The 25448-nt window shown below is 55.4% G+C and carries 19 protein-coding genes; 7 read left to right on the top strand and 12 right to left on the bottom strand.

What is annotated here, in order from left to right; translation table 11 throughout:
• Positions 1-5 precede the first annotated feature (5 nt).
• Together LBW88_RS22765 and LBW88_RS22760 are read left to right on the top strand one after the other, a co-directional pair.
• Positions 6-2336, top strand: a complete 2331-nt coding sequence (locus LBW88_RS22765) for a Tex family protein (RefSeq protein ID WP_414004110.1) — start codon at positions 6-8, stop codon at positions 2334-2336.
• 128 nt (positions 2337-2464) lie between these two features.
• Entirely contained in the window at positions 2465-4153 is a 1689-nt protein-coding gene (locus LBW88_RS22760) for an alpha-amylase family glycosyl hydrolase (protein ID WP_224934362.1), read from the top strand.
• Here LBW88_RS22760 and LBW88_RS22755 read toward each other — a convergent pair whose 3' ends face one another.
• On the bottom strand, positions 4154-4423 hold the full coding sequence (locus LBW88_RS22755) for a DUF1471 domain-containing protein (protein WP_034820058.1): 270 nt from the start codon (positions 4421-4423) through the stop codon (positions 4154-4156).
• A 150-nt stretch (positions 4424-4573) separates the two neighbouring features.
• On the bottom strand, positions 4574-5350 hold the full coding sequence (gene bioH / locus LBW88_RS22750; protein WP_224934361.1) for a pimeloyl-ACP methyl ester esterase BioH: 777 nt from the start codon (positions 5348-5350) through the stop codon (positions 4574-4576).
• A gap of 35 nt (positions 5351-5385) precedes the next feature.
• Between bioH and LBW88_RS22745 the strand changes: the two genes are divergently transcribed.
• Entirely contained in the window at positions 5386-6063 is a 678-nt protein-coding gene (locus LBW88_RS22745) for a phosphoribosyltransferase family protein (protein ID WP_224934360.1), read from the top strand.
• Between the two features lie 58 nt (positions 6064-6121).
• The gene (gene nfuA, locus LBW88_RS22740; RefSeq protein WP_224934359.1) at positions 6122-6697 is read left to right on the top strand and encodes a Fe-S biogenesis protein NfuA; all 576 of its coding nucleotides are present in this window, start codon (positions 6122-6124) and stop codon (positions 6695-6697) included.
• Positions 6698-6733: 36 nt separating this feature from the next.
• Here the strand turns inward: nfuA and malQ are convergent, their stop codons facing one another.
• The 5 genes from malQ to glpE all read right to left on the bottom strand — a co-directional run bounded on the left by malQ (position 6734) and on the right by glpE (position 13455).
• A complete protein-coding gene (gene malQ, locus LBW88_RS22735; RefSeq protein WP_224934358.1) occupies positions 6734-8779 on the bottom strand; it encodes a 4-alpha-glucanotransferase in 2046 nt (681 codons plus the stop codon).
• A gap of 91 nt (positions 8780-8870) precedes the next feature.
• Entirely contained in the window at positions 8871-11276 is a 2406-nt protein-coding gene (gene malP / locus LBW88_RS22730) for a maltodextrin phosphorylase (protein WP_224934357.1), read from the bottom strand.
• Between the two features lie 195 nt (positions 11277-11471).
• Positions 11472-12230 (bottom strand): DeoR/GlpR family transcriptional regulator, encoded by a 759-nt coding sequence (locus LBW88_RS22725; protein WP_224934356.1) that lies wholly within the window; start codon positions 12228-12230, stop codon positions 11472-11474.
• Positions 12231-12271: 41 nt separating this feature from the next.
• Positions 12272-13096, bottom strand: coding sequence for a rhomboid family intramembrane serine protease GlpG (gene glpG, locus LBW88_RS22720; RefSeq protein ID WP_224934355.1), 825 nt, complete (start codon positions 13094-13096; stop codon positions 12272-12274).
• A gap of 32 nt (positions 13097-13128) precedes the next feature.
• Positions 13129-13455, bottom strand: coding sequence for a thiosulfate sulfurtransferase GlpE (glpE, locus tag LBW88_RS22715; protein ID WP_224934354.1), 327 nt, complete (start codon positions 13453-13455; stop codon positions 13129-13131).
• 228 nt (positions 13456-13683) lie between these two features.
• Here glpE and glpD point away from each other — a divergent pair, with 228 nt between their 5' ends.
• Positions 13684-15192: a glycerol-3-phosphate dehydrogenase gene (glpD, locus tag LBW88_RS22710; protein ID WP_224934353.1), complete on the top strand. Its 1509-nt coding sequence runs from the start codon at positions 13684-13686 to the stop codon at positions 15190-15192.
• Positions 15193-15259: 67 nt separating this feature from the next.
• Here the strand turns inward: glpD and iolE are convergent, their stop codons facing one another.
• From iolE to iolD, 3 genes are all read right to left on the bottom strand, one after another.
• Positions 15260-16156, bottom strand: coding sequence for a myo-inosose-2 dehydratase (iolE, locus tag LBW88_RS22705; protein ID WP_224934352.1), 897 nt, complete (start codon positions 16154-16156; stop codon positions 15260-15262).
• Between the two features lie 46 nt (positions 16157-16202).
• Positions 16203-17216: a Gfo/Idh/MocA family protein gene (locus tag LBW88_RS22700; RefSeq protein WP_224934351.1), complete on the bottom strand. Its 1014-nt coding sequence runs from the start codon at positions 17214-17216 to the stop codon at positions 16203-16205.
• Positions 17217-17408: 192 nt separating this feature from the next.
• Positions 17409-19343: a 3D-(3,5/4)-trihydroxycyclohexane-1,2-dione acylhydrolase (decyclizing) gene (gene iolD / locus LBW88_RS22695; RefSeq protein ID WP_224934350.1), complete on the bottom strand. Its 1935-nt coding sequence runs from the start codon at positions 19341-19343 to the stop codon at positions 17409-17411.
• A 546-nt stretch (positions 19344-19889) separates the two neighbouring features.
• Here iolD and LBW88_RS22690 point away from each other — a divergent pair.
• Together LBW88_RS22690 and LBW88_RS22685 are read left to right on the top strand one after the other, a co-directional pair.
• Positions 19890-21803 (top strand): bifunctional 5-dehydro-2-deoxygluconokinase/5-dehydro-2-deoxyphosphogluconate aldolase, encoded by a 1914-nt coding sequence (locus LBW88_RS22690; RefSeq protein ID WP_224934349.1) that lies wholly within the window; start codon positions 19890-19892, stop codon positions 21801-21803.
• A 206-nt stretch (positions 21804-22009) separates the two neighbouring features.
• Complete coding sequence (locus LBW88_RS22685; RefSeq protein WP_224934348.1) at positions 22010-22855, top strand: MurR/RpiR family transcriptional regulator; 846 nt, start codon at positions 22010-22012, stop codon at positions 22853-22855.
• 67 nt (positions 22856-22922) lie between these two features.
• Here the strand turns inward: LBW88_RS22685 and iolB are convergent, their stop codons facing one another.
• Together iolB and LBW88_RS22675 are read right to left on the bottom strand one after the other, a co-directional pair.
• A complete protein-coding gene (gene iolB, locus LBW88_RS22680; protein WP_224934347.1) occupies positions 22923-23741 on the bottom strand; it encodes a 5-deoxy-glucuronate isomerase in 819 nt (272 codons plus the stop codon).
• A gap of 25 nt (positions 23742-23766) precedes the next feature.
• The gene (locus LBW88_RS22675; RefSeq protein ID WP_224934346.1) at positions 23767-25272 is read right to left on the bottom strand and encodes a CoA-acylating methylmalonate-semialdehyde dehydrogenase; all 1506 of its coding nucleotides are present in this window, start codon (positions 25270-25272) and stop codon (positions 23767-23769) included.
• Positions 25273-25448: the final 176 nt, after the last annotated feature.

Here is a 25448-nt window from a genome sequence, read left to right as displayed (position 1 = left end):
TGATGATGAAAGATTCACTGAGCCAGATTATCGCAAGTGAGCTGAAGGCACGCGCCGACCAGGTTGACGCCGCCGTTCGCTTGCTGGATGAAGGGAACACCGTGCCGTTTATCGCACGTTATCGTAAGGAAGTGACCGGTGGGCTGGATGATACCCAGTTACGTCAGTTGGAAAGCCGCCTTGGCTACCTGCGTGAGCTGGAAGATCGCCGCCAGTCGATTCTGAAATCCATCGACGAGCAGGGGAAACTCACTCCCGAACTCGCCACCGCCATCAATGGCACGCTGAATAAAACCGAGCTGGAAGACCTTTATCTGCCGTATAAGCAGAAACGTCGCACGCGTGGGCAAATCGCCATTGAAGCAGGCCTTGAGCCGCTGGCTGAGACGCTGTGGAGCGATCCTTCACAAGAGCCTGAGTCATTGGCCGCAGGCTATGTTGATGCGGATAAAGGCGTGGCCGATGTGCGCGCAGCGCTGGACGGCGCGCGCTATATCCTGATGGAACGCTTCGCCGAAGATGCCACGCTGCTGGCAAAAGTCCGTGACTATCTGTGGAAGAACGCGCACCTGGTGGCCCGCGTGGTGGAAGGTAAAGAGGAAGAAGGCGCGAAATTCCGTGACTACTTCGACCACCACGAAGCACTCAGCACCGTTCCTTCCCACCGCGCCCTGGCGATGTTCCGTGGCCGCAATGAAGGCGTGCTGCAACTCTCTCTGAACGCTGATCCCCAATTCGAAGAAGCCCCGCGAGAAAGTCATGGTGAGACGCTAATTGCCGATCATCTGCAGTTGCGACTGAATAACGCCCCTGCTGATAGCTGGCGTAAAGCGGTTGTTAGCTGGACCTGGCGCATCAAGGTGTTGCTACACCTTGAAACGGAGTTGATGGGCACCATCCGTGAACGCGCTGAAGATGAAGCTATCAATGTCTTTGCCCGCAACCTCAACGATCTGCTGATGGCAGCACCGGCAGGTATGCGCGCCACCATGGGCCTCGATCCGGGCCTGCGCACCGGCGTGAAAGTCGCGGTGGTGGATGCCACGGGGAAACTGGTGGCGTATGACACCATCTATCCGCACACCGGTCAGGCAGCGAAAGCTGCATCCGCTGTCGCGGCGCTGTGCATCAAACATCAGGTTGAGTTGGTCGCGATCGGTAACGGCACCGCTTCACGTGAAACCGAGCGTTTCTTCCTCGACGTGCAGAAGCAGTTCCCGCAGATCAACGCGCAGAAAGTGATTGTCAGTGAGGCCGGCGCATCGGTCTATTCCGCATCGGAACTGGCAGCACTGGAATTCCCGGATCTGGATGTTTCTATTCGCGGTGCAGTCTCCATTGCACGTCGCTTGCAGGATCCGTTGGCCGAGCTGGTAAAAATTGATCCGAAATCCATCGGTGTCGGCCAGTATCAGCATGATGTGAGCCAAAGCCAGCTGGCGAAGAAGCTGGATGCGGTGGTTGAAGACTGTGTAAACGCCGTTGGTGTGGATCTGAATACTGCATCGGTGGCGTTACTGACGCGTGTGGCGGGATTAACCCGCATGATGGCGCAGAACATTGTCACCTGGCGTGATGAGAACGGCCGCTTCCAGAATCGTCAGCAGCTGTTGAAAGTCAGCCGGCTGGGGCCGAAAGCCTATGAACAGTGCGCTGGCTTCCTGCGCATCAACCACGGTGATAATCCGCTGGATGCATCCACCGTACACCCGGAAGCTTACCCGCTGGTCGAACGTATTCTTGCCGCAACCGAACAGGCACTGAATGAGTTGATGGGCAATCCGGGTGGATTACGCGATCTCAACGCGCGCGACTTCACCGATGAGCGTTTCGGTCTGCCAACCGTCACCGACATCATTAAAGAGCTGGAGAAACCGGGCCGCGATCCGCGTCCGGAATTCAAAACCGCGCAGTTTGCCGAAGGCGTGGAAACGCTAAACGATCTGCTGCCGGGGATGATTCTGGAAGGCGCGGTGACCAACGTCACCAACTTTGGTGCCTTTGTGGATATCGGCGTGCACCAGGATGGTCTGGTGCATATCTCTTCACTGTCAGACAAATTCGTCGAAGATCCACATCAGGTGGTGAAAGCGGGCGATATCGTCAAAGTGAAGGTGATGGAAGTGGATATGCAGCGTAAACGCATCGCCCTCACCATGCGTCTGGATGAGCAGCCTGGTGAAAGCAATGCGCGCGGCGGCAATAACCGCAGCAATGGCAAAGAGAATGCACGTCCTGCGGCCAATAACAAAGCACGCGGCAAACCGGCTAGTTCACCTGCTGGCAACAGCGCAATGGGTGATGCACTGGCCGCCGCGTTCGTTAAAAAACGTTAAGTTCCTGCCCTGAATCACGCGCGGAGGCCATCTTGCTTCCGCGCGTTTAAAGTTGAAAAATCCCTCCCCGCGTCTACGCTGAAAAAATCCGTGTGAAAAAATGACCTTCCGCGTGGCCCAACGATCTGATGGACATTATTAACGCCCTACTTGATGAGATTTACGAAGGCCGCTTCCCCGTCGCCGCACGTGAGCGTTTGCTTTCCCACATTCGTGCTGCGCGTGATACCGCTAAACTGCCGCGCAAAGCACACTGGGATGAAAAGGATGTGGTGCTGATCAGCTACGCCGATCAGTTCCGTGAACCCGATCAGCCCACGCTCGCCAGCTTCTCGCACTTCTATCAGCAACACCTGCAATCCACTTTCAGCCTGGTGCATCTGCTGCCTTTCTTCCCCTACTCATCCGACGATGGCTTCTCCGTGATTGATTATCACCAGGTGAATCCCCTTTGCGGCGAGTGGCAGCATATTGCAGCGCTGCACAGTGAAACCCGGCTGATGTTCGATTTTGTCTGCAATCATATGTCGGCACACAGCCAATGGTTCCGCCACTTTCTGGCGCAGGACCCCGGTTGGGATGACTTCTTTATCAGCATGCCACCGGCCACCGATCTCAGCGCGGTGACGCGTCCTCGCACCTCACCGTTGCTCACGCCTTTTGAAATGGCCAATGGTGAGACGCGCTTTATCTGGACCACCTTCAGCGCCGATCAAATCGACCTTAACTTTGCCCATCCTGAAGTGCTGATTCGCATGGCGGGCGTATTGCTGGATTATCTGATCAAAGGCGCCGATTACGTTCGCCTCGATGCGGTGGGATATATGTGGAAGACGCCGGGTACGAATTGCATTCACCTGCCGAAAACCCACCAGCTGGTGAAGCTGTTCCGCGCCATCGCTAATGAAGTGGCACCGGGCACGGTGATCGTCACCGAAACCAACGTGCCGCACAAAGACAACATCAGCTATTTCGGTAACGGGCGCGACGAAGCGCAGATGGTGTATCAATTTTCACTGCCACCGCTGGTGCTGCACGCCATTCATTCGGGATCGGCGCGCGCGCTGCGTCAATGGGCCAGCACGCTCGGCACCGGTAACGGCACCACCACTTTTTTCAACTTCCTCGCCTCGCACGATGGCATTGGCCTCAATCCTGCGCGCGGCATTTTGTCCGAAGTGGAGATCGTCGCTCTGGTGCGAGATTTGGCGCTGGAAGGGGCGCTGGTGTCATACAAAAACAATCCCGATGGCACCACCAGCCCTTACGAGATTAACGTCACCTATTTCGATGCCCTCAACCAGCAAAATGATGACGATGACACGCGTTTGCGTCGATTTCTGCTGGCACACGCCATTCTGCTCGCCTTTCCGGGCGTGCCAGCGATCTATATCCAAAGTATTTTAGGCTCTCGCAACGATAACGAAGGCGTGCGCGCGGCAGGACACAACCGCGCCATCAATCGTCAGAAATACAGTTTGCATGAGATGGAACAGTGGATCAGCGGCGATGATCCATTGCGTCAGCAGGTGTATGAACGACTCAGCGCGTTGATCCAGCTGCGCACCCGCCAGAGTGCATTCCATCCCGATAATGCGATGACGCTGCTGGAGAGTGAAAATACCCTGTTGATGTTGCGGCGACATCCGCCAGGCAGTGAAGATGGCTTATTGTGCGTGTTTAATCTCAGCAGCCGGGAAGTCATCACGCATCTGCCGCAGGCGAGACATTTTCAGGATGTGATCAGTGGCGAGAAAATCGATGGCAGCCAGCCAATGACGCTGGCTGCATGGCAATTTATGTGGTTGCGTGGCTGATTATTTGTAAACATCCGCCGTGGCGCTGAACTTGCCATGTTCGCGGCCCGCAATCACCAGAAAGTATTTGCCGCCTTTCTCATCGGCCGCTTTGGAGAGTTCGCGCTTCGCATCCATCGGTGAAGTGGTCTCCGCCGTGGTGGTCACCGTGCCGATTTTCTCCAGATTCATTTTCTGCACTTCTTCTTTAGTCACTTCCTTTGCGGCGAACGCTGAAAACGACACCGCACTCATCACCAGAGAAGCCACAGCCCATTTCATCATCTTCATAACAATACCCTCATCCATTTTTTGCATTATTGAGATGTCAGCGGCCGCGAAGCACAACAGGCGAGATAGCAACAGAACACACCGCGAAGCAGCTCAGCTCACGTCAAAAGTATTACCGCTGATGAAGGAATTTCCACTGCCACAATAGATTTAACGGGTAACCGCTTGGATGAATTCGGTAATATGCTGGCAAAATGTGTCAGGATGCGAAACAAATGGCGCATGCGCCGCTTTTTCCATCACAACTGAAGGTGAGCGCGGTAACGCTTCATCCAACTGCTTTGCAATGCGCCGCGGGACTAACCCATCCAGCGATCCATACAAACGCAATAAAGGCATTGCCAACTGCGGCAGCTGCGCGCGCAAATCCACTTCGCGTAATATTTCCAGCCCGCCCTCCAGTACATCGACCGAAGGCATCGGCTGCGACAACACCACTTCTTTGAGCTGGCGTGCATCCTGGCGCGCGTTTTCCGTGCCCATGGTTTGCAACGCCAGAAAACGTTCTACGGTGCGTTGGAAATCATTGCTCAACTGCTGCTGGAAGCTCTCCAGCGTCTCTGGCTTGATGCCCGGCCAATCCTCATGTGCGGTAAAACAGGGCGACGATGCCACGCTAATCAGCGCCGTGACGCGTTCAGGCTGCGTCAGCGCAATCTGGCTGGCAACCAATCCACCCAGCGACCAGCCGAGCAGCACAGCACGTTCAGGAAGCTGCGGCAGCAGCTGTTGAGCCATTTCGGCTAAGTTCAGTGGGCCAAAACCCTGACTGCGGCCAAAGCCAGGCAGATCCACCAGGTGCAGACGAAAATGCGGGCTGAGTCGCGGAACAATGTTCTGCCATACCTCGGCGTTCAAGCCCCAGCCGTGCAGCAGCACAAGATCGCGATCGACCGTGCCTGTGGTGTGCCAGTAAAGCGAACTCATCGGTTACACTCCCGAAAAGTGAAAAAGAGGCCGCTATGCTATCAATCCCTGCCCTGTGTTGGCTATGCCGCCTGCCATTACAGATTGCCAGACATGGGCTGTGCAGCCTCTGTATACAGCAGATTCCGGCGCTGCCCGCGATCTGCCCCTGTTGTGCACTGCCGGCCAACGGCACCGGCCTGTGCGGCCGTTGTTTGCATCGTCCGCCGCCGTGGCGCAGTCTGACCTGCGTCAGCGATTACCTGCCGCCGATGAGTGATTGGGTCATCCAGCTAAAATTTTCTCGGGCAACCGCACTCAGAGTGATGCTTGCACGGCTACTTTTGTTAAAATTGTTAAATAGTCGCCGCGATAACCTATTGCCGCGCATCGATCTGGTATTAAGCGTGCCGTTACATCGGCGTCGTGCCTGGCAGCGCGGCTATAATCAAGCTGAACTGCTGGCAAAACCGCTGGCACGCTGGCTAGGTTGTGAATATCGTGCAGGGGTGCGCCGCAGACGACGAGGGTTGGTTCAGCATGTGTTGCGGGCTTCAGCGCGGAAAAAGAATCTGCGCGGCGCCTTTTCCCTTGAAATACCGGTGTGCGGACGCCATATCCTGCTCATCGACGATGTGGTTACCACCGGAAGCACGGTGGCAGAAATCAGCCGCATTTTGCTGGCGCAAGGCGCGGCCAGCGTGCATATTGGCTGCCTGTGCCGTACCTTGTAGAGCGTCGGCGTTGGGCGTATTATAACCAGGTAATTTAGTCAACTATTGAGCAATCGCCATGATCGTTATTACTGATGCTGCGCAAGAGCACTTCTCAAAATTGCTGTCCAAACAAGAAGATGGCACACAAATTCGCGTATTCGTCATTAATCCGGGTACGCCAACCGCTGAATGCGGTGTTTCTTACTGCCCACCCGATGCAGTTGAAGCCACTGATACTGAAATGAAGTTCGAAAAGCTGTCAGCCTACATTGATGAGCTAAGCGCGCCTTATCTGGAAGATGCTGAGATCGATTTTGTCACCGATAACCTCGGTTCTCAGCTGACGCTGAAAGCGCCAAATGCCAAAATGCGTAAAGTGTCTGACGAAGCGCCGATGGTTGAGCGCGTGGAATATCTGCTGCAAGCGCAGATCAACCCACAGCTGGCTGGCCATGGCGGTCGTGTGTCGCTGATGGAAATTACCGATGACGGTATCGCCATTCTGCAGTTTGGCGGCGGCTGTAACGGCTGTTCAATGATCGACGTCACGCTGAAAGATGGCATCGAGAAAGAGCTGCTGGCGGCTTTCCCAGAGCTGAAAGGTGTGCGCGACCTCACTGAACACCAGCGCGGCGAGCACTCTTACTACTAATTTAACTGCGGCAGCACACCCGAGCTGCCGCAGATTTTACCTCTCTTTGCGCCCGTCATTCACCGCTTTCAATACCTGCTTCACCGCTTTATCGGCAAACATCGCTTCCAGCGTGACGCACAACTTGCGCCGCCAGTTTGGATACTCATCCACTGTACCCGGCACGTTCACCGGCATCGTCATGCCCAGCCAATCCTCTGGCTGCAATCCCAGTAATGCGCTTTCCGTCCGGGCCAGAAAACGGTGCATCGCCACATTCAGCGCCGGCGTCAGCGGCTGTTTCTCGGCCAGCTGGCGACCGCGTGCCGGCATTGCCCCCGCCTGATGTAAGGCATCCAGTAATGCCTGCTTTTGTGAAGCGCGCTGCTGTTGCAGGGAATGCAGCACGCTATCGTGGTACATGCCGAGCTTTTCACCCAATGCCAAATCTTCCGCCTGCCAGAATCCGCTTAACGTGGGCAAATCATGGGTACTGGCGCTGGCAATCGACTGACGAGGATAAGCCGCAGGCAGGCGGTAGCGGCCATCGCGCTCCTGCTCGAAGAACAGCACTTTCCACGAGAAAATGCCGTGGCTACGCATCATGCGGACAATGGCCGGCGGCACAATGCCCAGATCCTCGCCAATCACCATACAGCGATGGCGCTGACTCTCCAGCGCCAGAATCGCCATCAAATCTTCCACCGGATACGAAACGTAAGCGCCTTTATCCGCTGTCTCACCGTACGGAATCCACCACAGCCGCAATAATGCCATCACGTGGTCGATACGCAACGCGCCGCAATCGCGCATATTGGCGCGCAGTAAATCGATAAAAGGCTGATAGCCACGCGCGCGCATCTCGTGCGGATCAAGCGGTGGCAACGCCCAGTTTTGCCCCAACGGACCCAATCGATCCGGCGGTGCACCCACTGAAGCACCCAGTTTATATAACTGCGGATCCTGCCAGGTTTCTGCACTGTGCTGCGCCACACCCACCGCCAAATCCCGGTACAATCCCACCGTCATGCCGAGCTGCTGGCTACGCTGCCAGCAGGCCGCGAACTGCTGCTGCGCCAACCACTGCAGCCAGCGCCAAAACTGAATTTCATCCTCATGTGCGGCACACCACTGCTGCACCTCTGGCTGATGGGCATTGCGCCAGGTTTCCGGCCACGACGCCCAACCCCACTCCTTCGCCTGCTGCGAACTGCGTTCTGCAAGAATGCCGTCAAAAGCCGCCTGATAACGCAGGTGATCGCCGCCCTCAGCCACAAATTGCTGAAACGCAGGATCAGGCTGCCAGGTTTTCCAGGCCAGACGCAGCGCCGTGATTTTCAACTCAGCCACCGCTCGATAATCGACATAGTCTGTCGCGCGCGCGGCTTGTACAGCCTTGCGCGTTTTGGCGAGTTTCCACCAGCGCTGTGCTTCAGCGCTTTGTGTGAATGCCACCACCTGATTGACGTCGATATAGAGCATATTCAGCCAGCGACGAGAGGTAGGGCTGTAAGGGCTGGCGTGCTCAGGTTGCGCCGGATAGAGCGCATGCAGGGGATTCAGGCCGACAAAATCCCCGCCGTGAGCGGCGACCTGCTCCAGCATCTGCGTAAGATCGCCAAAATCGCCGATTCCCCAATTGCCCTCGGATCGCAGTGTATAAAGCTGTACCAGCGCCCCCCAGCGTTTGTCGCCCTGCGCCAGCGGTTCAGATAAATAGCAGCGACGCGGTGCGATAATGATGCGCGAGTGCCACTGCTGACGTCCTTGCCGTAAGGTTAAACGGTGATAACCCTGCGGCAGACGCGGTGGCAATGTGAGGGGCTCTCCTGCCTGAAGCAGGCCACTGTAAGTTTTGCCCCGTTCGGTCTCAAGCTGCCAGCTAAACTCGCCTTTGCCCTGCGGGCAACATTGGCGCGGACGGCGCGGAGTGAAAACCAGCACCGGCGGCAACGGTGGCGCTTTACCTTCCGGCGTATTCATCACTGCCAGCAGTGCGCGCTTGGTGTCGTCGTGAATACGCACCTGCTCGCCGTTCGCGTTGGTAAAATCTATCGCAATGCCTGCGTCCTGCGCGGCCTGATCCAGTTTGCTGAGCGTCATCACGTCTCCTTGGGTGCGGTGCGCATCAATGCGCACCTGACGAATACCTTATCGAAACCATGTCGAGCGGCCATCAATAGCGAGCTGGAAATCAGCGCGCGGCCTGCCAGATACGCTGCTGGTAATCGCGAATCGAACGATCGGAGCTGAAGCGCCCGGTGCGCGCGGTGTTGAGAATCGCCGCTTTGGTCCAGGCTTCCGGGTTCTTCCACAAAGCTTCAACTTGTTGCTGCGCCTCGAGATACGCCTCGAAATCGGCCAGCACCAGCCAGGGATCGCCACCTCTGGTCAGGCTGGTGAGCAGCATATCGAATGCCTGCTTGTCACCTTCGCTGAACTTGCCCTTCTCCAAATCTTTCAGCAGACCATCCAGATACTTGTTCTGCTTGCGCAGTTTTTTCGGGCTGTAACCGTTGGCTTTGAGCGCCTTCACCTCATCCACCGTATTACCGAAGATAAAGATGTTCTTCTCGCCCACCGCTTCGGCGATTTCGACGTTCGCGCCATCCAGCGTGCCGATGGTCAGCGCGCCGTTCAGCGCCAGCTTCATATTGCCGGTGCCTGACGCTTCATAACCGGCGGTCGAGATTTGCTCCGAGAGATCGGCTGCCGGAATCATCAACTCGGCGGCGGTAATACGATAATCAGGAATAAACACCACTTTTAACCGATCGCCGACTTTCGGATCGTTATTGATCACTTCAGCGACTTTGTTAATGGCGTAGATGATGTTCTTAGCAAGGTAGTAGCCCGGCGCGGCCTTGGCACCGAACAGGAACACGCGCGGCACGAAGTCAGGGTTATCGGGATTGTCCCGCAGTTGACGATAACAGTGCAGCATATGCAGCAGGCTGAGGTGCTGGCGTTTGTATTCGTGCAGCCGCTTAATCTGCACATCGAACAGCGCATCGGGATTCACATCAATACCGGTCACGCGTTTGATGTACACGGTCAGGCGCAGCTTGTTTTGCTGCTTGATGGTGCGAAACTGCTGGCGGAAAACTTTCTTACGCGCATAGGGCGCCAGCCACTCAAGCGCATCCAGATCGTTGGCCCACTCCACCTGCAACGTTTCGTCAATCAGGTTCGACAGCAACGGATTGCACTGCTTCAACCAGCGGCGCGGCGTGATGCCGTTGGTGACATTATGGAATTTGTTCGGCCACAGTTGGTGGTATTCCGGGAATAGATCCTTCACCACCAGTTCAGAGTGCAGCGCGGCCACGCCATTTACCGCGAAGCAACTCACCACACACAGGTTCGCCATACGCACCTGCCCCTCGGCCACCACCGCCAGCTTTTGCCATGTCGCGCTATCGCCGGGCCACTGCTTCTTGACGATTTTTTTCAGACGCTGGTTAATTTCGCGGATGATCAGCATATGGCGCGGCAGCAGATCGCGCACCAGCGACTCATCCCAACGCTCCAGCGCTTCCGGCATCAACGTGTGATTGGTATAGGCGAAAACGCGGCTGGTGATATGCCAGGCTTCATCCCAACCCAGCTGATGCTCATCCAGCAGGATACGCAGCATCTCCGGGATGGCGATGGTGGGATGGGTATCGTTGAGCTGGATGACTTCAAAATCGGGCAAGGTGTGAATCGAGCGCCCGGCAAGATGGTGGCGGCGCAGAATATCCCCCACCGCACAAGCGCACTGGAAATATTGCTGCATCAGGCGCAGACGCTTGCCTTCGGCGTGATTATCGTTGGGATACAGCACTTTGGTGAGTTTGTCAGCATCAATACCTGGCTGTTCAGCCTGCAGGAACTTACCATCATTAAACAGAGTCAGATCGAACGGATGTACGCTGGTCGCTTTCCACAATCGCAGCGGCAGTGTCACGCCATTGCGATAGCCCACGACCGGCAGATCCCAGGCCTCACCTTTGAGATGAAATTTAGGCCGCCACTGCAGGGTTCCATCGCTGTTTTTCTTCACTTTACCGCCGATGCCAACCTGCACATCCTGCGCGGCGTTATGGCGGAACCATGGATAACTGTTGCGCTGCCAGTCGTCCGGCGCCTCTTTTTGCTGACCATCGTCAAAGGTCTGGCGGAACAAACCGTACTGATAATTGAGGCCATGCCCCATCGCGGCCTGCCCGACAGTGGCCATCGAGTCCATGTAGCATGCGGCCAAACGCCCTAATCCACCGTTGCCGAGCGCCGGATCCACCTCTTCCTCCAGCAACTCACTGAGTTCTACCTGATGCGCCGCCAGCGCTTCCTTCACTTCGTCGTACCAACCCAAATTCAGCAAATTATTGCCGGTCAGGCGTCCGATAAGAAACTCCATCGACAGATAGTTCACATGGCGTTGGCCTGCACGCGCTGTAGCGGGCGGCTGTGTGGCGAGCATCTCTGTTAGTACACGGCTTAATGCCTGCCACCACTGATGCGGTGTCATTTGCTGAGCGGAGGTGAGTCCAAGGTGCTGCCATTGGCGGGTAAGAGCGGCGTCGAAACGTGTTTTATTAAATTTTTGCTGCGACATATCAATCCCTTCGAGTCCGTTAACGGTAAAGACGGGCGAGCGCATAACCAGAAAGAATAAGTAAAGCCGGGGGCGAAGAAAAAAGCGACAGGGAAATGCGGATGGATGGAAAAAAAGTGGATTTATGCGTGGCGCTCAACCTCATGCGTCCACTCAACACTGCGGGCGACCCAATGGACGCCCAGGCAGAATCGATTAGCAGAGTTCGAGATGGACTTCGTGTTGCTCGATCACCTTCAGCACGGTGGCGGGTGGCGTTTGATCGGTATACATGTAATCAATCAGGCTCATGTTACCGAGGTTCACCATGGCATTTCGGCCAAATTTCGAATGGTCCACCACCAGCATCACGCAGCGGGAGTTTTCGATAATCGCGCGTTTGGTGCGGACTTCGTGGTAATCGAACTCCAGCAGTGAGCCATCCATATCGATGCCGCTGATGCCGAGAATGCCGTAATCGAGGCGGAACTGGGAGATGAAATCCAGCGTCGCTTCGCCCATGATGCCGCCATCACGCGTACGCACTTCGCCGCCGGCGATGATCACACGGAAATCCGGCTTCGCCATCAGCAAAATTGCCACGTTGAGGTTGTTGGTGACCACACGCAGATTGTTGTGATTCAGCAAGGCATGCGCCACCGCTTCCGGCGTGGTGCCGATATCGATAAACAGCGTGGCACCATCCGGGATCTGGCTCGCCACACGCTCGGCAATGCGCGCCTTTTCCGCCGACCACATCATTTTGCGGTCTTGCCATGCGGTGTTTTCAGAGCTGGAAGGCAGCGCCGCGCCACCGTGATGGCGCTGGATTTTGTTCTGATCGGCCAGATCGTTCAGGTCACGCCGAATGGTTTGCGGGCTCACCTCAAAGTGATCCACCAGCTCTTCCGTACTGACATATCCCTGGCGTCGCACCAAATCGATAATGGCGTCATGACGTTGCGTCTGCTTCACATCTCTCTCCTCGGCTCAAAGCCGTTTTCTTTTTATTTCTGCTAACGTCGCGCAACGTTGCGCGTATCGACAAACGCCATGGCCAGGCCCACCAGTAAGCCGGTGACGTGGGCAGCGTTAGCAATCGACAGGCCAAATGCGCCGTACCAGCCAATAATCAGCCATACAATAGCGAAGCCCATCAGACCGCGCTCCAGATAAATACCACTTTCGGGATCGCGCTCGCCTCGTAGCCAGCAATAACCCATCAATGCATACACCACGCCCGACAAGCCACCGAACAGTACGCCACTGAATTTGGCCTGCATCCAGCCGCTCAATAGCGCGGAAATGAGCATAATCACAAACAGCTTACCGCTGCCAATACGCTTTTCCACTGCCCCGCCGAGATACCACCACCACATCAGGTTGAAAAGGATGTGCAACAGCGAGAAGTGCAGCAGTGCATGGCTAAACCAGCGCCACACCTGGAAATACTGTGAGGAGTCGGCGGGCCAGGCCAGCCAATCCAGTGCCACATCATCACCAACAATCTGCATCATGATAAACACCGCCACACAGGCGATCATGATGGTCATAGTGAGCGGACCTGCGCGTTCGCGAATGTTGGTCCAGATATTGGCGCGCTCATAGCGTAAGCCGCTTTCGGTACTGCCGGTGTGCCAGCTGGCGGCCTGATAGCGTGGATGATTAGGGTCGCGTACGAACTGGGCAAGTTCGTTTTCAACCATCTCCAGCCTGGCTTCATCATCCAGCATAATCACATAGTGGCTTTCGCGCTCAATCCGCAGCGTGACGCCGCGCGTCGCCATGTAATCCACAAACGCCTGAGCCATACGTGGGTTGTTGAACTGAGTGATGCGCATCGTGCGGGTTCTCCTTCCTTTATGTGATCGTCTCAGACGCTGCCCGTGGCCACCTGCGTGGGGAACACGGCACGCCAGGCGTCAAAACCGCCATCAATGCTATACGCGGCGTTAAATCCCTGTCCTAGCAGGAACTGCGCAGCACCTTTACTGCTGTTGCCGTGATAGCACATCACCAGCACTGGCAAATCATGATTAGCCTGCGCGATAAAGTCTGCCAGATTGTCATTCGACAGGTGTAACGAGCCTGCTGCATGGCCCATGGCATAGCTTTGTGGGTCGCGAATGTCCACCAGCTGCGCGCCTTGTGCCAGGTGCTCGTTAGCCTGCTGAACCGAAATACATTCGAAATTTTCCATGGTGTCTCTCATAAGGTCGTCACAATTAGCGCCTAGTTTAACCTGAGAATCCGTCGCGATAACCTGACAAAAGTTATGGCTATGGATTTTTTTTCCTGCAGGAATGTTAGCTATATCACGCAAAAATGTTTTTATTGAGTTAAGCGCTGGCGTCAATGTTGCTTTCCGATTATTATTACGCTCGAAAACGAACATTTAAGAACTATTCCGAACATCGGAGGAGATGACGTGGAAACCAAAGACCTGATCGTGATCGGCGGCGGCATTAACGGAGCCGGCATTGCAGTGGACGCTGCAGGACGCGGACTGTCAGTGCTGATGCTGGAGGCGCGAGATTTGGCCTGTGCCACCTCCTCCAATAGCTCGAAGCTGATTCACGGTGGCCTGCGCTACCTGGAACATTACGAATTTCGCCTGGTGGGCGAAGCGCTGGCCGAACGCGAAGTACTGCTGAAAATGGCCCCGCACATTGCCTTCCCTATGCGCTTCCGTTTGCCACACCGCCCGCATCTGCGCCCGGCGTGGATGATTCGCCTTGGCCTGTTTATGTACGATCGCTTAGGTAAACGCACCACGCTGCCAGGCAGTAAAGGCCTGCGTTTTGGCGCGGAATCGGCCCTCAAGCCTGAAATCACGCGCGGATTCGAATATTCCGACTGCTGGGTGGACGATGCGCGCATGGTAGTACTGAACGCGCAGGAAGTGGTGAAACAGGGCGGCGAAGTGCGCACCCGCACCCGCGTGACGCGTGCATGGCGTGAAAGCGGCCTGTGGATGGTGGAAGCAGAAGATATTGATACCGGCAAAACCTTCACATGGCGTGCCAAAGGCCTGGTCAATGCCGCTGGACCTTGGGTAAAAGAATTCTTTGATGATGGCCTGAAGCTGAAATCGCCGTACGGTATTCGCCTGATCAAAGGCAGCCACATCGTGGTGCCGCGCGTGCATCGCGAAAAGCAGGCGTACATCCTGCAGAACGAAGATAACCGTATCGTGTTTGTCATTCCGTGGATGGATGAATTCTCCATCATCGGTACCACCGACGTGGAGTACAAAGGCGATCCGAAAGACGTGAAGATTGATGACAACGAAATCAGCTATCTGCTGAAGGTGTTCAACGGACACTTCAAACAGCAGCTGAGCAAAGACGACATCGTCTGGACTTATTCTGGTGTGCGTCCGCTGTGTGATGACGAGTCCGATTCACCGCAGGCGATCACCCGTGATTACACGCTGGATGTGCATGACGACAATGGCCAGGCGCCGCTGCTGTCAGTGTTTGGCGGTAAGTTGACCACCTATCGTAAACTGGCAGAACACGCGCTGGAGAAACTGGCGAAGTACTATCCAAACGCTGGTCCAGCATGGACTAAATCAGCAGTACTGCCAGGCGGTGATTTCTCGGGTTCACGTGAAGATTACGCTGCAGGTCTGCGCCGTCGTTATCCGTTTATCAGCGAAGGTATGGCACGCCACTTTGCCCGCACTTACGGCAGCCGCACTGAAGAGTTGCTGGCGGGCGCAAGCAGTCTGGCAGACCTGGGCGAGAACTTCGGTCACGAGTTCTATGAAGCCGAACTGCGCTACCTGGTGAAAAACGAATGGGTGCGTGAACTGGATGATGCAATCTGGCGTCGTACTAAACAAGGTATGTGGCTGACAGAAGCTGAGCAGGCGCGCATTAGCGAGTGGCTGGCAGAACACGGTCAGAAACCGGCGCTGTCGCTGGCATCGTAATCCTGGCCAAATAAAAGGCCGTTATCCTGAGAGGGATAACGGCCTTTTTTATTGTGCATCAATTAACTTATAAGCCGGTATTCTCGCGAATATATTTGCGCGCTTTCACCGCATATTCGAACGGGTTAGCCAGCGCCGGATCCTGTTCCGCTTCCACCACCATCCAGCCTTTGTAGCCGTAATCGTCTAGGATTTTAAACACCGGTTTGAAATCAATCACGCCATCGCCCGGTACGGTGAAGGTGCCTTTCTTCACACCATCGAGGAACGACAGGGATTTCTCGCGCACCTCAGCTACCACGCTGTCACGCACATCTTTCAGGTGCACGTGGAAAATGCGCGGCAGGTATTTGGTCAGCACGTCCAGCATCGCCTGCTGCGAACCTTCGGAGTAGTAGATGTGGCCAGTGTCATACAGCAGGCCGACATTCTGATTAGTCGATTCCATAAAGCGATCGATTTCCGCTGGCGTCTGAATGCCGGTGCCCATGTGATGGTGCAGCGTCAAACGCATACCTTTCTTCGCGGCGATCTCCGCCAGCTCGTTGTAGCCTTCCGCCGTCAGACGCCACTCTTCATCGGTGAAAATCGGCTTCTGCTCCAGCACCGCCAGCGTGGTGCCCTGAATGCTCTTACTCTGCTCAGAGCAGCCAATCACGCGCGCGCCCATAGCGTGCAGGAAGTTCATGTGATTGGTGAACTCGTCGATGGTTTTCGCCTTGTCGCCGTTGGCGAAGAAGGTACTGAACCAGGCGTTGCAGATCTGAATACCGCGAATCTCCAGCATTGGCTTCAGCACCGCCGGATCTTTCGGGTATTTGCTGCCCACTTCACTGCCGGTGAAGCCGGCCAGCGCCATTTCACTCACGGTCTGCTGGAATGTGTTTTCGCTGCCCAGCTCTGGCATGTCATCGTTGGTCCAGCCGATTGGCGCAATCGCCAGTTTTACATTGTCTTTGTTCATTTCAATTCCCTGATTCTGAGAGAGAAGTGTTAGCGCACGGGCTCAGTTATTTGGCGTAAAAGTCTGGACGCGCTGGCATGGTCACCGGCTCGATAGCGCCGCTGTTCTGCGCTTTATGGCAGGCATCCGCCGCAACGGAAGCGGCAAAACCATCCCAGGCGGAAGGCCCGGTCAACTTACCTGCGGTGGCGTCATTGATGAAGGCTTGCAGCTCAACGTCGTAAGCTTCGATAAAGCGGTCTTTCCAGTCAGTGAGCAGCGCATTGCCCAAACGCGCGTTTTTGCGCATTTGAATCGCGGAAGGCTCAGGCAGTTTGGCAATGCCTTCTTCGCCCACCACTTCACATTGAATGTCATAGCCGTAAGCGCAGTTCACGAAGATCTCGACATCGATACGAATGCCCTTCTGGGTTTCGAACAATACGATTTGCGGATCTTTCAATTTGGCGTGGGTCTTCGAGGTGGAGCGCGGGAACACTACCTGCACCGATTTGTAATCGTCTTCGGTCAGCCAGCGCAGCACATCCAGCTCGTGAATCAGGGTGTTGGTGATCGCCATATCGGTGGTGTAATTTTCGCCCACGCTCTGGTTGCGGTGCGCGCAGTGCAGCATCAGCGGCTCACCGATTTCACCGTCAGTGATCACTTTCTTCAGTGCGCGATAGCCTGAATCGTACGGACGCATAAAGCCCACCTGCACCAGGCGTTTACCGTGTTTGATTTCCGCATCCACGATGCGGCGGCAGCCATCGGCGCTCATCGCTAACGGCTTCTCGCAGAACACCGGCTTCCCGGCAGCAATCGCAGCGAGGGTGAACTCTTCGTGGGTGGGATCCCATGACGTCACCAGAATGGCATCCACGTCCGGCGAGTTAATCACCTGATGGCCATCCTGATACACCTCAGCTTCGATATTCAGACGTTGCAGCGCTGCACGAGCCCCTTCCACGTTGATGTCTGAAACCGCCACCACCTTCGCACCCTGCAACACATTGTTGCAGCGACGAATGTGATCCTGACCAATTGCACCGGCACCAATTACACCGAGTTTGAGCGTCATAATTACACCTGTAGAGTCGGATAAGTATCCCCTTCATACTTCAAGATGCAGATGCGTTGGCTGCTCTCATTCACCCGAATCACTGACTTAAGTCAGCTCATCGGGATTCTTTCGTTGGCCGCCTTCCTGCATCTCGAATTATTTTGGGTATACAGGGTTAATAAAAGCCGACGAACGCCGGCCTAAAGGGTGTTAGTACTTACGTGCTTGTTCGATATGCACGTTAAGGTTGTCGGCCACTTCCTGCGTGCGCTCGCAGGTGGAGGTTTGCGCCACGCCCACGTGCCACCAGCTGAAGTATTTGTGGATCATGGTTTTTGGCAGCACTTTGATGTCGAACAGCACCGAAACGGTCTGCTTCTGCGCATCGATCAGCGCGGCTTCTAACTGTGCCAGCGTGGTAATGCGATAAGTTTTACAGCCGTAGCCACCGGCAATCGCCGCGAAATCGACCGGCACAAAGCCGCCGTCCAGCTTGCCGCCTTCCGGGTTACGGAAGCGGAACTCGGTGGTGAAGCTGTCCATGCCGTGTTCCATCTGCAGATTGTTGATACAGCCGTTGGTCATGTTATCCAGCAGCACCACGTTGATTTTGGCCCCTTCCTGAATCGAGGTGACCAGCTCGGAGTGCAGCATCATGAATGAGCCATCACCGACCATCACGTAGACTTCACGCTGCGGCTGCGCCAGCTTCACGCCCAGTGCGGCGTTGACTTCATAGCCCATGCAGGAATAACCGTACTCAACGTGGTACGAGTTGTAATCTTTGGTGCGCCACATGCGTTGCAGGTCGCCCGGCAGACTGCCCGCTGCCGCGACAATCACTGCATCCTTTGGGAGCTGCTCGTTTAAGGTGCCCAGCACGCTGCTCTGCGTCAGTACCGATTGCGTCAGGCGCTCGAACTCCGCAAACAGCGCTTCACGATCGATGTGGTCGGCGATTTCAGGAATGAAATCGTCGGTGTTGTAAGTGGCGGCATACACGCGCTGCGTCTCTTTCAACAGCTTGCTTTGAGCCTGCTCAACCTGACCGCCCCAGTGGTTTTCAAAGCCTTTCAGGCCGCTCTCCAGTGCGGTCAGACCTTCACGCGCATCGGCCAACAGCTGCACTGCATCGAGCTTGTAGCTGTCGAAGTTGCTGACGTTGATATTGAGGTAGTTCACTTCTGGATTCTGGAAAATCCATTTCGAGGCGGTGGTGAAATCGGTGTAGCGCGTACCGATACCAATCACCAGATCGGCTTCTTTCGCCAGTAGGTTGGCCGCCAGACAGCCGGTTTCGCCAACGCCACCAACATTCAGTGGATGATCAGAAACGATGGTGCCTTTGCCCGCCTGCGTTTCAGCAAACGGAATATTGAAACGCTCGGCGAACTTCAGCAGCGCTGCGCCGGCGTCGGAATATTTCAGACCGCCGCCCACGATGATCAGCGGCTTATGTTTGCGCGCAATCAGCGACAGCGCATCTTCCAGCTGGGCAGCGGTGGGCAGACGGCGATCCAGACGATGTACACGTTTCTGGAAGAAGTATTCCGGGAAATCCCAGGCTTCACCCTGCACATCCTGCGGCAGTGCAATCGTGACCGCGCCGGTTTCTGCCGGATCGGTCAGCACACGCAAGGCGTTGATGCAGGCGGTCATCAGCTGTTCCGGACGGCTGACGCGGTCCCAGTATTTGCTTACGGCGCGGAAGGCATCGTTGGTGCTGATGCTGAGATCGTGGCTCTGTTCAATCTGCTGCAGCACCGGATCCGGCTGGCGCGTGGCGAACACATCACCCGGCAGCAGCAGTAAAGGAATACGGTTGGCGGTGGCGGTGGCCGCGGCGGTGATCATGTTTGCCGCGCCCGGCCCAACAGAAGAAGTACAGGCGATAATCTGGCGACGCAGTGACTGCTTGGCAAAACCAATGGCCGCATGCGCCATGCCCTGCTCGTTACGCCCCTGATGCACCACCAGATCGCCGCTGTCCTGCTCCAGCGCCTGTCCCAATCCCAGCACGTTGCCGTGACCGAAAATGGCAAAAATGCCTTTCACAAATTTGGTTTCAACGCCGTCAACGTTCAGATACTGGTTATCAAGAAATTTCACCAGCGCCTGTGCCGTGGTAAGTCTGATTGTGCCCATATGCTTCTTCCTTTACATGCTGGTACCTGACGTGAGGTACAACGCGGTTCGGGTTTTCGCTGCCGTTACGGCACCCGCGGATAAGTGAAACGTGAGGCGATTATAAACAAATAATTTTTTCATTAAACGAGATTACAGAAGAAACATTTCATTTTGCGATGGAGATCAAATTCAGCGATGAAACGTTGGCCACGAAGGCAGTTGCAGGGGTAAAAGTGGAACAACAAAATAGCATTTCAGTGAGAGAGTGAAATTTCATTTCACTTCAGTAGCTTCCTTTATTCCCAGCCATTTTCCTGCGACCTGGCTCACAAGCCAGAGCAACAGTGAAACTCATACCAAATAGAGTGCCGTTATACCGCATGGCACAGAGTTTTACCTGGCTCACAAAATCGCGATGAATGTTTCATTTCATATTGTATTTGGAATTTTCATTCCTCATACTGCATCCATAGCCAATCAGGCACCTTGAGAACCCGGAAGCATAGCGCTTGATGTTGGGCGTTTTCGCCCCAGTGTCTGCTTATCACAAAGGAAACCACAGGTATGAGTACACAACAGAAGCGGCTTGATGTGATTTGTATCGGACGCATCGCCGTCGACCTCTACGGTCAGCAAATCGGATCACGTCTGGAGGATATGACCAGCTTTAATAAATATCTGGGCGGTTCTTCCGGTAACGTGGCTTATGGAACGGCTATTCAGGGTCTGAAATCGGCCATGCTGGCGCGCGTAGGGGATGAACACAACGGCCGTTTTCTGCGTGAAGCATTGCAGCGCGTGGGTTGCAACACCGATGGATTGATTACCGATAAAGACCGTCTGACGGGGTTAGTGATCCTCGGTATTAAAGATGAAGACACCTTCCCGCTGATCTTCTACCGCGACAACTGCGCCGATATGGGTCTGGTGCCGGAAGATATTCAAGAGGAGTTCATCACCTCTTCCCGTGCGGTGGCTGTAACCGGCACGCATCTGTCACATCCGCAAACCCGTGCTGCGGTATTGAAAGCCCTGGATATCGCTAAACGGAACGGCCTGCGCACAGCACTGGATATCGACTATCGCCCGGTGCTGTGGGGTCTGACCTCCCTGGGCGATGGCGAAACCCGTTTCGTTGAATCCGGTGAAGTCACCAAACAGCTGCAGGAAGTGCTGCACTATTTCGATTTGGTGGTCGGAACGGAAGAAGAGTTCCATATTGCCGGCGGCAGCACTGATACACTGACGGCACTAAAAAATGTGCGTCAGGCGAGTAAAGCGACGCTGGTGTGCAAACGCGGTCCGCTTGGTTGCGTGGTGTTCGAAGGTGATATTCCAGACAGCTGGGAGCAGACTAAACTGCAAACCGGCGTGCGCGTTGAAGTACTGAACGTATTGGGTGCAGGCGATGCCTTTATGTCTGGCCTGTTGCGCGGCTGGCTTAACGATGAGAGCTGGGAACAGGCTTGCCGCTACGCCAATGCCTGCGGCGCACTGGTGGTGTCTCGCCACGGCTGCGCACCAGCAATGCCAACCAAAGAAGAGCTGGACGATTTCCTCGGCCGCGATAAAGATGTGAAACGTCCTGACCTGGATGCGCGTCTGAACCACCTGCACCGCGTTACCACGCGCAAACAGCAGTGGCCTGAGTTGAACGTGTTCGCCTTCGACCATCGCAAGCAGTTGGCCGATATGGCGCGCGAAGCCGGCGTCAGTGAAGATAAGATCCCACAGTTGAAACTGCTGCTGTTGCAGGCCGCGCAGGAAGCCGCTAATGAAGCCGGTTTAAATGAGAAAAGCGGCATCCTTGCGGATACTACATACGGTCAGAAAGCGCTGAATGCCATCACCGGCAATAACTGGTGGATTGGCCGCCCGATCGAGCTTCCAAGCTCACGCCCACTGCGTCTCGAGCACGGCAACATTGGTTCGCAGCTGGTCGACTGGCCGGCAGAACACGTGGTGAAATGCCTGGTGTTCTACCATCCGCACGACAGCGCCGAACTGCGTAAAGAGCAGGATGAGTTGGTACTCGACGTCTGGAACGGCTGTAACAAGAGCGGGCATGAACTGCTGCTAGAGCTGATTCTGCCTGAGAGCAATCCAGACCGTAACGAATCCTACTACTACGACATGCTGAGCCACTTCTACAGCCTCGGTATTCAGCCGGACTGGTGGAAACTGCCACCGCTGTCGGCAGAGAGCTGGCAGGCCATCAGCGGGCTGATCGAGCAGAACGATCCCCACTGCCGCGGCATTTTGCTGCTCGGCCTTGATGCACCAGAAGAGACGCTGAAAGCCGGTTTCGCCGCTGCAGCGCAGGCTCCGTGGGTGAAAGGCTTCGCCGTCGGCCGTACCATCTTCGGCCAGCCGTCACGCCAATGGCTCAACGGCGAGCTGGATGACAAAGCGCTGATTGAAACGGTGAAAGGCAACTATCTGCGACTGATTGGCTACTGGCGCGCGGCGCGTGGCTGATTGGTTATAAAGCAGGACAAAAGCGGCTCGTCAGGGCCGCTTTTTTATTGGCATCAGCACTGCCGCTAATCAATTCTTTTTGTGAGGCATTTCATAAACCGATGAAATAAGCGTCACGATAGCGTCAAACAAATGAAATTTTCCATCCATCTGGTACTATAGCGCTCATTATCCAGCCATATTTTCTTTTTTGACGGGCCGAAGTCATGACCAATAATCCAACCCAATTAACCCTGTTGCAGGACGATATCCGTCGTCGCTATGAGACGCTGAGTAAACGCCTGAAGCAGGTGGCTCGTTATATTCTTGATAACAGTAACAGCATTGCTTTCGATACCGTGGCTTCCATCGCGCAACAAGCTGATGTGCCACCCTCGACGCTGATCCGCTTTGCCAACGCATTTGGCTTCAGCGGTTTCAATGAAATGAAACAGGTTTTCCGTCAGCATCTGATGGAAGAAACCGTGAACTACACCGAGCGCGCGCGTCTGTTCCGTCAGACGGCGACCGATGACAGCGCCAGCTCACCGGAAAGCCCGGTTGAAATCCTGAACGTGTTCACTATGGTCAACAGCCAGGCATTGCAGCAGTTGGCGATGCAAACCAATCCGGACCAGTTGAATAAAGCAGTGAAAATGCTCGATGAAGCGGAGAACATCTACATCATTGGTCTGCGCCGTTCGTTTAGCGTTGCTTCCTATCTGGTGTACGCACTGCGCCATCTTGAGCGCCGCGCATTCCTGATCGACGGTCTGGGTGGCATGTTTACCGAGCAGTTGAGCATGGTGAATCCGAAAGACGTGGTGATTGCCATTAGCTATTCGCCGTATGCGCGTGAAGCGGTTGAGCTGGTGGAGCTGGGTGCCAAACGCGGTGCACACCTGATTGCCATCACCGACAGCCAGGTGAGCCCACTGGCCGCCTTCAGCGACGTGTGCTTCGTGGTCCGTGAAGCGCAGGTTGATGGCTTCCGTTCGCAGGTGGCGTCACTTTGCCTGGCGCAGACGCTGGCAGTTTCATTAGCGTTGAACAATACCAACACCGGCGAATAACCCCGCCGGACGTTGCAGATAAAAAAGGGCAGCCACATGGCTGCCCTTCTGCTTTCTTCGATACGGATTATTTGCTGCGCGGATACTTATCGCTGTTCACCCAGGCGTGATCTTTCTCCCAGGTGAACTTCCACAGACGTTCCGGACCGGCCATCACGTTCAGATAGTAGTTATCGTAACCCGCAATCGTCGCCACCGGATGATAGCCACGCGGGACGGTCACCACATCGCGGTTATACGGCGCCATGCACTCGTCGAGTGAACGGTCGTCGGTATACACGCGCTGCATCGCGAAGCCTGACTCTGGATCGAAACGGTGATAATAGGTCTCTTCCAGATAGGTCTCGTCCGGACTGGTTTTCTGATCGTGCTTATGGCTCGGGTACGAACTGGTCGCGCCCTCGTCGGTATACACTTCCACCACCAGCAGGCTGTCGGCTTCTTTATTGTCCGGCAGAATGTTGTGCACCAGACGCTGATTGCGTCCTTTACCACGCTGCTCCACGCCGACATCTTCCGGCGCAATCAGGCGCGCAGGCAGATTACCTTTGCTCGGCGCGTTACAGACGGCGAGCTCCAGATCGCTGTCCGCATACACTTCCACTTCATCGTTGTGCGGCACATATACCGAGTACGGTGGGATGCGCTCGAACGGTGACAGGCGCTTACCGAGGTTCGGGAACTCTGCATGGCGAGTTTTCACCGAGGCAAAACCCGCCACCAGCACCAGACACAGCTCTTTATCGCCGCTGCTGAGCTTCAGGCTTTGGCCCTTCTTCAGCAGGTAAGCATCAAAACCGACGTACTCCCAGCCCGCACTTTCTGGCGTGACGTGCTGGATACGACCGTTACTGTCTGGCTGCTGTGCTTTCGAAATCAAAGACATCATCGATCTCCTTGTTTGAGCGAGATTAGCCCAGCGTTGGCATGCTGAACTCTGAAACAGTCTGCTGACCGCTCGGCCAACGCACGGTAGCGGTTTTCATGCGGGTGTAGAAACGTACGCCATCTGGACCGTGCACATTCAGCGCACCAAACACCGAACGCTTCCAGCCGCCAAAGCTGTGGAACGCCATTGGCACTGGCACCGGCACGTTAACGCCGACCATGCCCGCTTCCACGTTCTGCACGAATTCACGTGCGGTGTGGCCGTTGCTGGTGAAGATGGCGCTGCCGTTGCCGAACTCATGGCTGTTGACCAGTTTCAGCGCGCTGTCGAAATCAGTAGAACGCATGATGCTCAGCACCGGTCCAAAGATCTCTTCGCGCCAGATCACCATGTCTGGAGTGACGTTATCAAACAGCGTGCCGCCAACGTAGTAACCTTCTTCGTGACCCGCGACTTTCACGCCACGGCCATCCACCACCAGTTTTGCGCCCTCGGCTTCACCTTTGTCGATGTAGCCCAGCACTTTCTTCTGATGCGCGGCAGAAACCACCGGGCCCATTTCGTTCTCTTCAGCACCTTTCTGGATGCCAGGACCGACGCGCAGCGCTTTGATCAGCGGCGTCAGACGCGCAATCAGTTTGTCGGCGGTGTCATTACCGACCGCCACAACCACTGGCAATGCCATGCAGCGCTCACCAGCAGAACCAAACGCACCGCCCATAATGGCATTCACGGTGGCATCCAGGTCGGCATCTGGCATCACGATGGCGTGGTTTTTGGCTGCACCAAACGCCTGCACGCGTTTACCGTGGGCGCTGGCGGTTTTGTAGATGTGCTCAGCCACGCCGGAAGAACCGACGAAGCTCACCGCAGCAATGCGCGGGTCTTTATACAGCTGCTCAGCATCTTCGTTTGAAGAGTGCACCACGTTGAACACGCCATCTGGCAGGCCCGCTTCTTTCAGCAACTCGGCCATGCGCACAGAGGCTGATGGATCCAGAGCCGGTGGCTTGAGGATAAAGGTGTTACCGCACGCCAGGGCGATTGGGAACATCCACAGTGGCACCATCGCCGGGAAGTTGAACGGCGTGATACCCGCGACCACGCCCACCGGTTGCATCAGTGAGTAGCTGTCTACACCGGTACCCACGGTAGGTGAGTTTTCACCTTTGATCAGGTGCGGAATACCACAGGCATATTCGATCACTTCAATACCGCGTGTCAGTTCACCCAGTGCATCCGACCAGACTTTGCCGTGCTCAGACACAATCAGCGCCGCCAGCTCTTCACGGTGCTTTTCCATCAGTGCTTTGAAATTGAACATCACACGGGCACGACGCAACGGCGCAGTTTTCGACCATTCAGGGAACGCGGCATGGGCGATCTCAATCGCTTTTTCCACTTCAGCAGCGGTGCTCTGCGTCAGTTCACGCGCCACTTTGCCAGTGGCAGGATCGTATACCGGGATGGTTTCATTGCTGGCGCTGTGAGTAATCTTGCCGCCGATAAAGTTTCCTACGATAGTCATGTCGTTGCCTCTTTGATGTGAAGTTCCCTGCAGGCAGTCGGTTAACACTGCAATGCTACCTGACCAGGCAATACGAAAAGCGTGCTATGAAGCTATTACAATGAAATAAATTTTTCAAATACTTCTTTTTGGAAAATTTCCTTTTAGCGGCATGGATCGCATTTTTCCCGGCTTCC

The organism is Pantoea sp. alder81 (assembly GCF_020179835.1).
Lineage (GTDB): Bacteria > Pseudomonadota > Gammaproteobacteria > Enterobacterales > Enterobacteriaceae > Pantoea.
Note: the sequence above shows the minus strand (reverse complement) of the source record. Positions and strands in the feature narration are given on the sequence as shown.

Bases quoted from the DNA above. Each gene is read 5' to 3' on its own strand.
- LBW88_RS22765 (WP_414004110.1), top strand. From the start codon at position 6: ATGAAAGATTCACTGAGCCAGATTATCGCAAGTGAGCTGAAGGCACGC.
- LBW88_RS22760 (WP_224934362.1), top strand. From the start codon at position 2,465: ATGGACATTATTAACGCCCTACTTGATGAGATTTACGAAGGCCGCTTC.
- LBW88_RS22755 (WP_034820058.1), bottom strand. From the start codon at position 4,423: ATGAAGATGATGAAATGGGCTGTGGCTTCTCTGGTGATGAGTGCGGTG.
- bioH (WP_224934361.1), bottom strand. From the start codon at position 5,350: ATGAGTTCGCTTTACTGGCACACCACAGGCACGGTCGATCGCGATCTT.
- LBW88_RS22745 (WP_224934360.1), top strand. From the start codon at position 5,386: ATGCTATCAATCCCTGCCCTGTGTTGGCTATGCCGCCTGCCATTACAG.
- nfuA (WP_224934359.1), top strand. From the start codon at position 6,122: ATGATCGTTATTACTGATGCTGCGCAAGAGCACTTCTCAAAATTGCTG.
- malQ (WP_224934358.1), bottom strand. From the start codon at position 8,779: ATGACGCTCAGCAAACTGGATCAGGCCGCGCAGGACGCAGGCATTGCG.
- malP (WP_224934357.1), bottom strand. From the start codon at position 11,276: ATGTCGCAGCAAAAATTTAATAAAACACGTTTCGACGCCGCTCTTACC.
- glpG (WP_224934355.1), bottom strand. From the start codon at position 13,096: ATGCGCATCACTCAGTTCAACAACCCACGTATGGCTCAGGCGTTTGTG.
- glpE (WP_224934354.1), bottom strand. From the start codon at position 13,455: ATGGAAAATTTCGAATGTATTTCGGTTCAGCAGGCTAACGAGCACCTG.
- iolE (WP_224934352.1), bottom strand. From the start codon at position 16,156: ATGAACAAAGACAATGTAAAACTGGCGATTGCGCCAATCGGCTGGACC.
- LBW88_RS22700 (WP_224934351.1), bottom strand. From the start codon at position 17,216: ATGACGCTCAAACTCGGTGTAATTGGTGCCGGTGCAATTGGTCAGGAT.
- iolD (WP_224934350.1), bottom strand. From the start codon at position 19,343: ATGGGCACAATCAGACTTACCACGGCACAGGCGCTGGTGAAATTTCTT.
- LBW88_RS22690 (WP_224934349.1), top strand. From the start codon at position 19,890: ATGAGTACACAACAGAAGCGGCTTGATGTGATTTGTATCGGACGCATC.
- LBW88_RS22685 (WP_224934348.1), top strand. From the start codon at position 22,010: ATGACCAATAATCCAACCCAATTAACCCTGTTGCAGGACGATATCCGT.
- iolB (WP_224934347.1), bottom strand. From the start codon at position 23,741: ATGTCTTTGATTTCGAAAGCACAGCAGCCAGACAGTAACGGTCGTATC.
- LBW88_RS22675 (WP_224934346.1), bottom strand. From the start codon at position 25,272: ATGACTATCGTAGGAAACTTTATCGGCGGCAAGATTACTCACAGCGCC.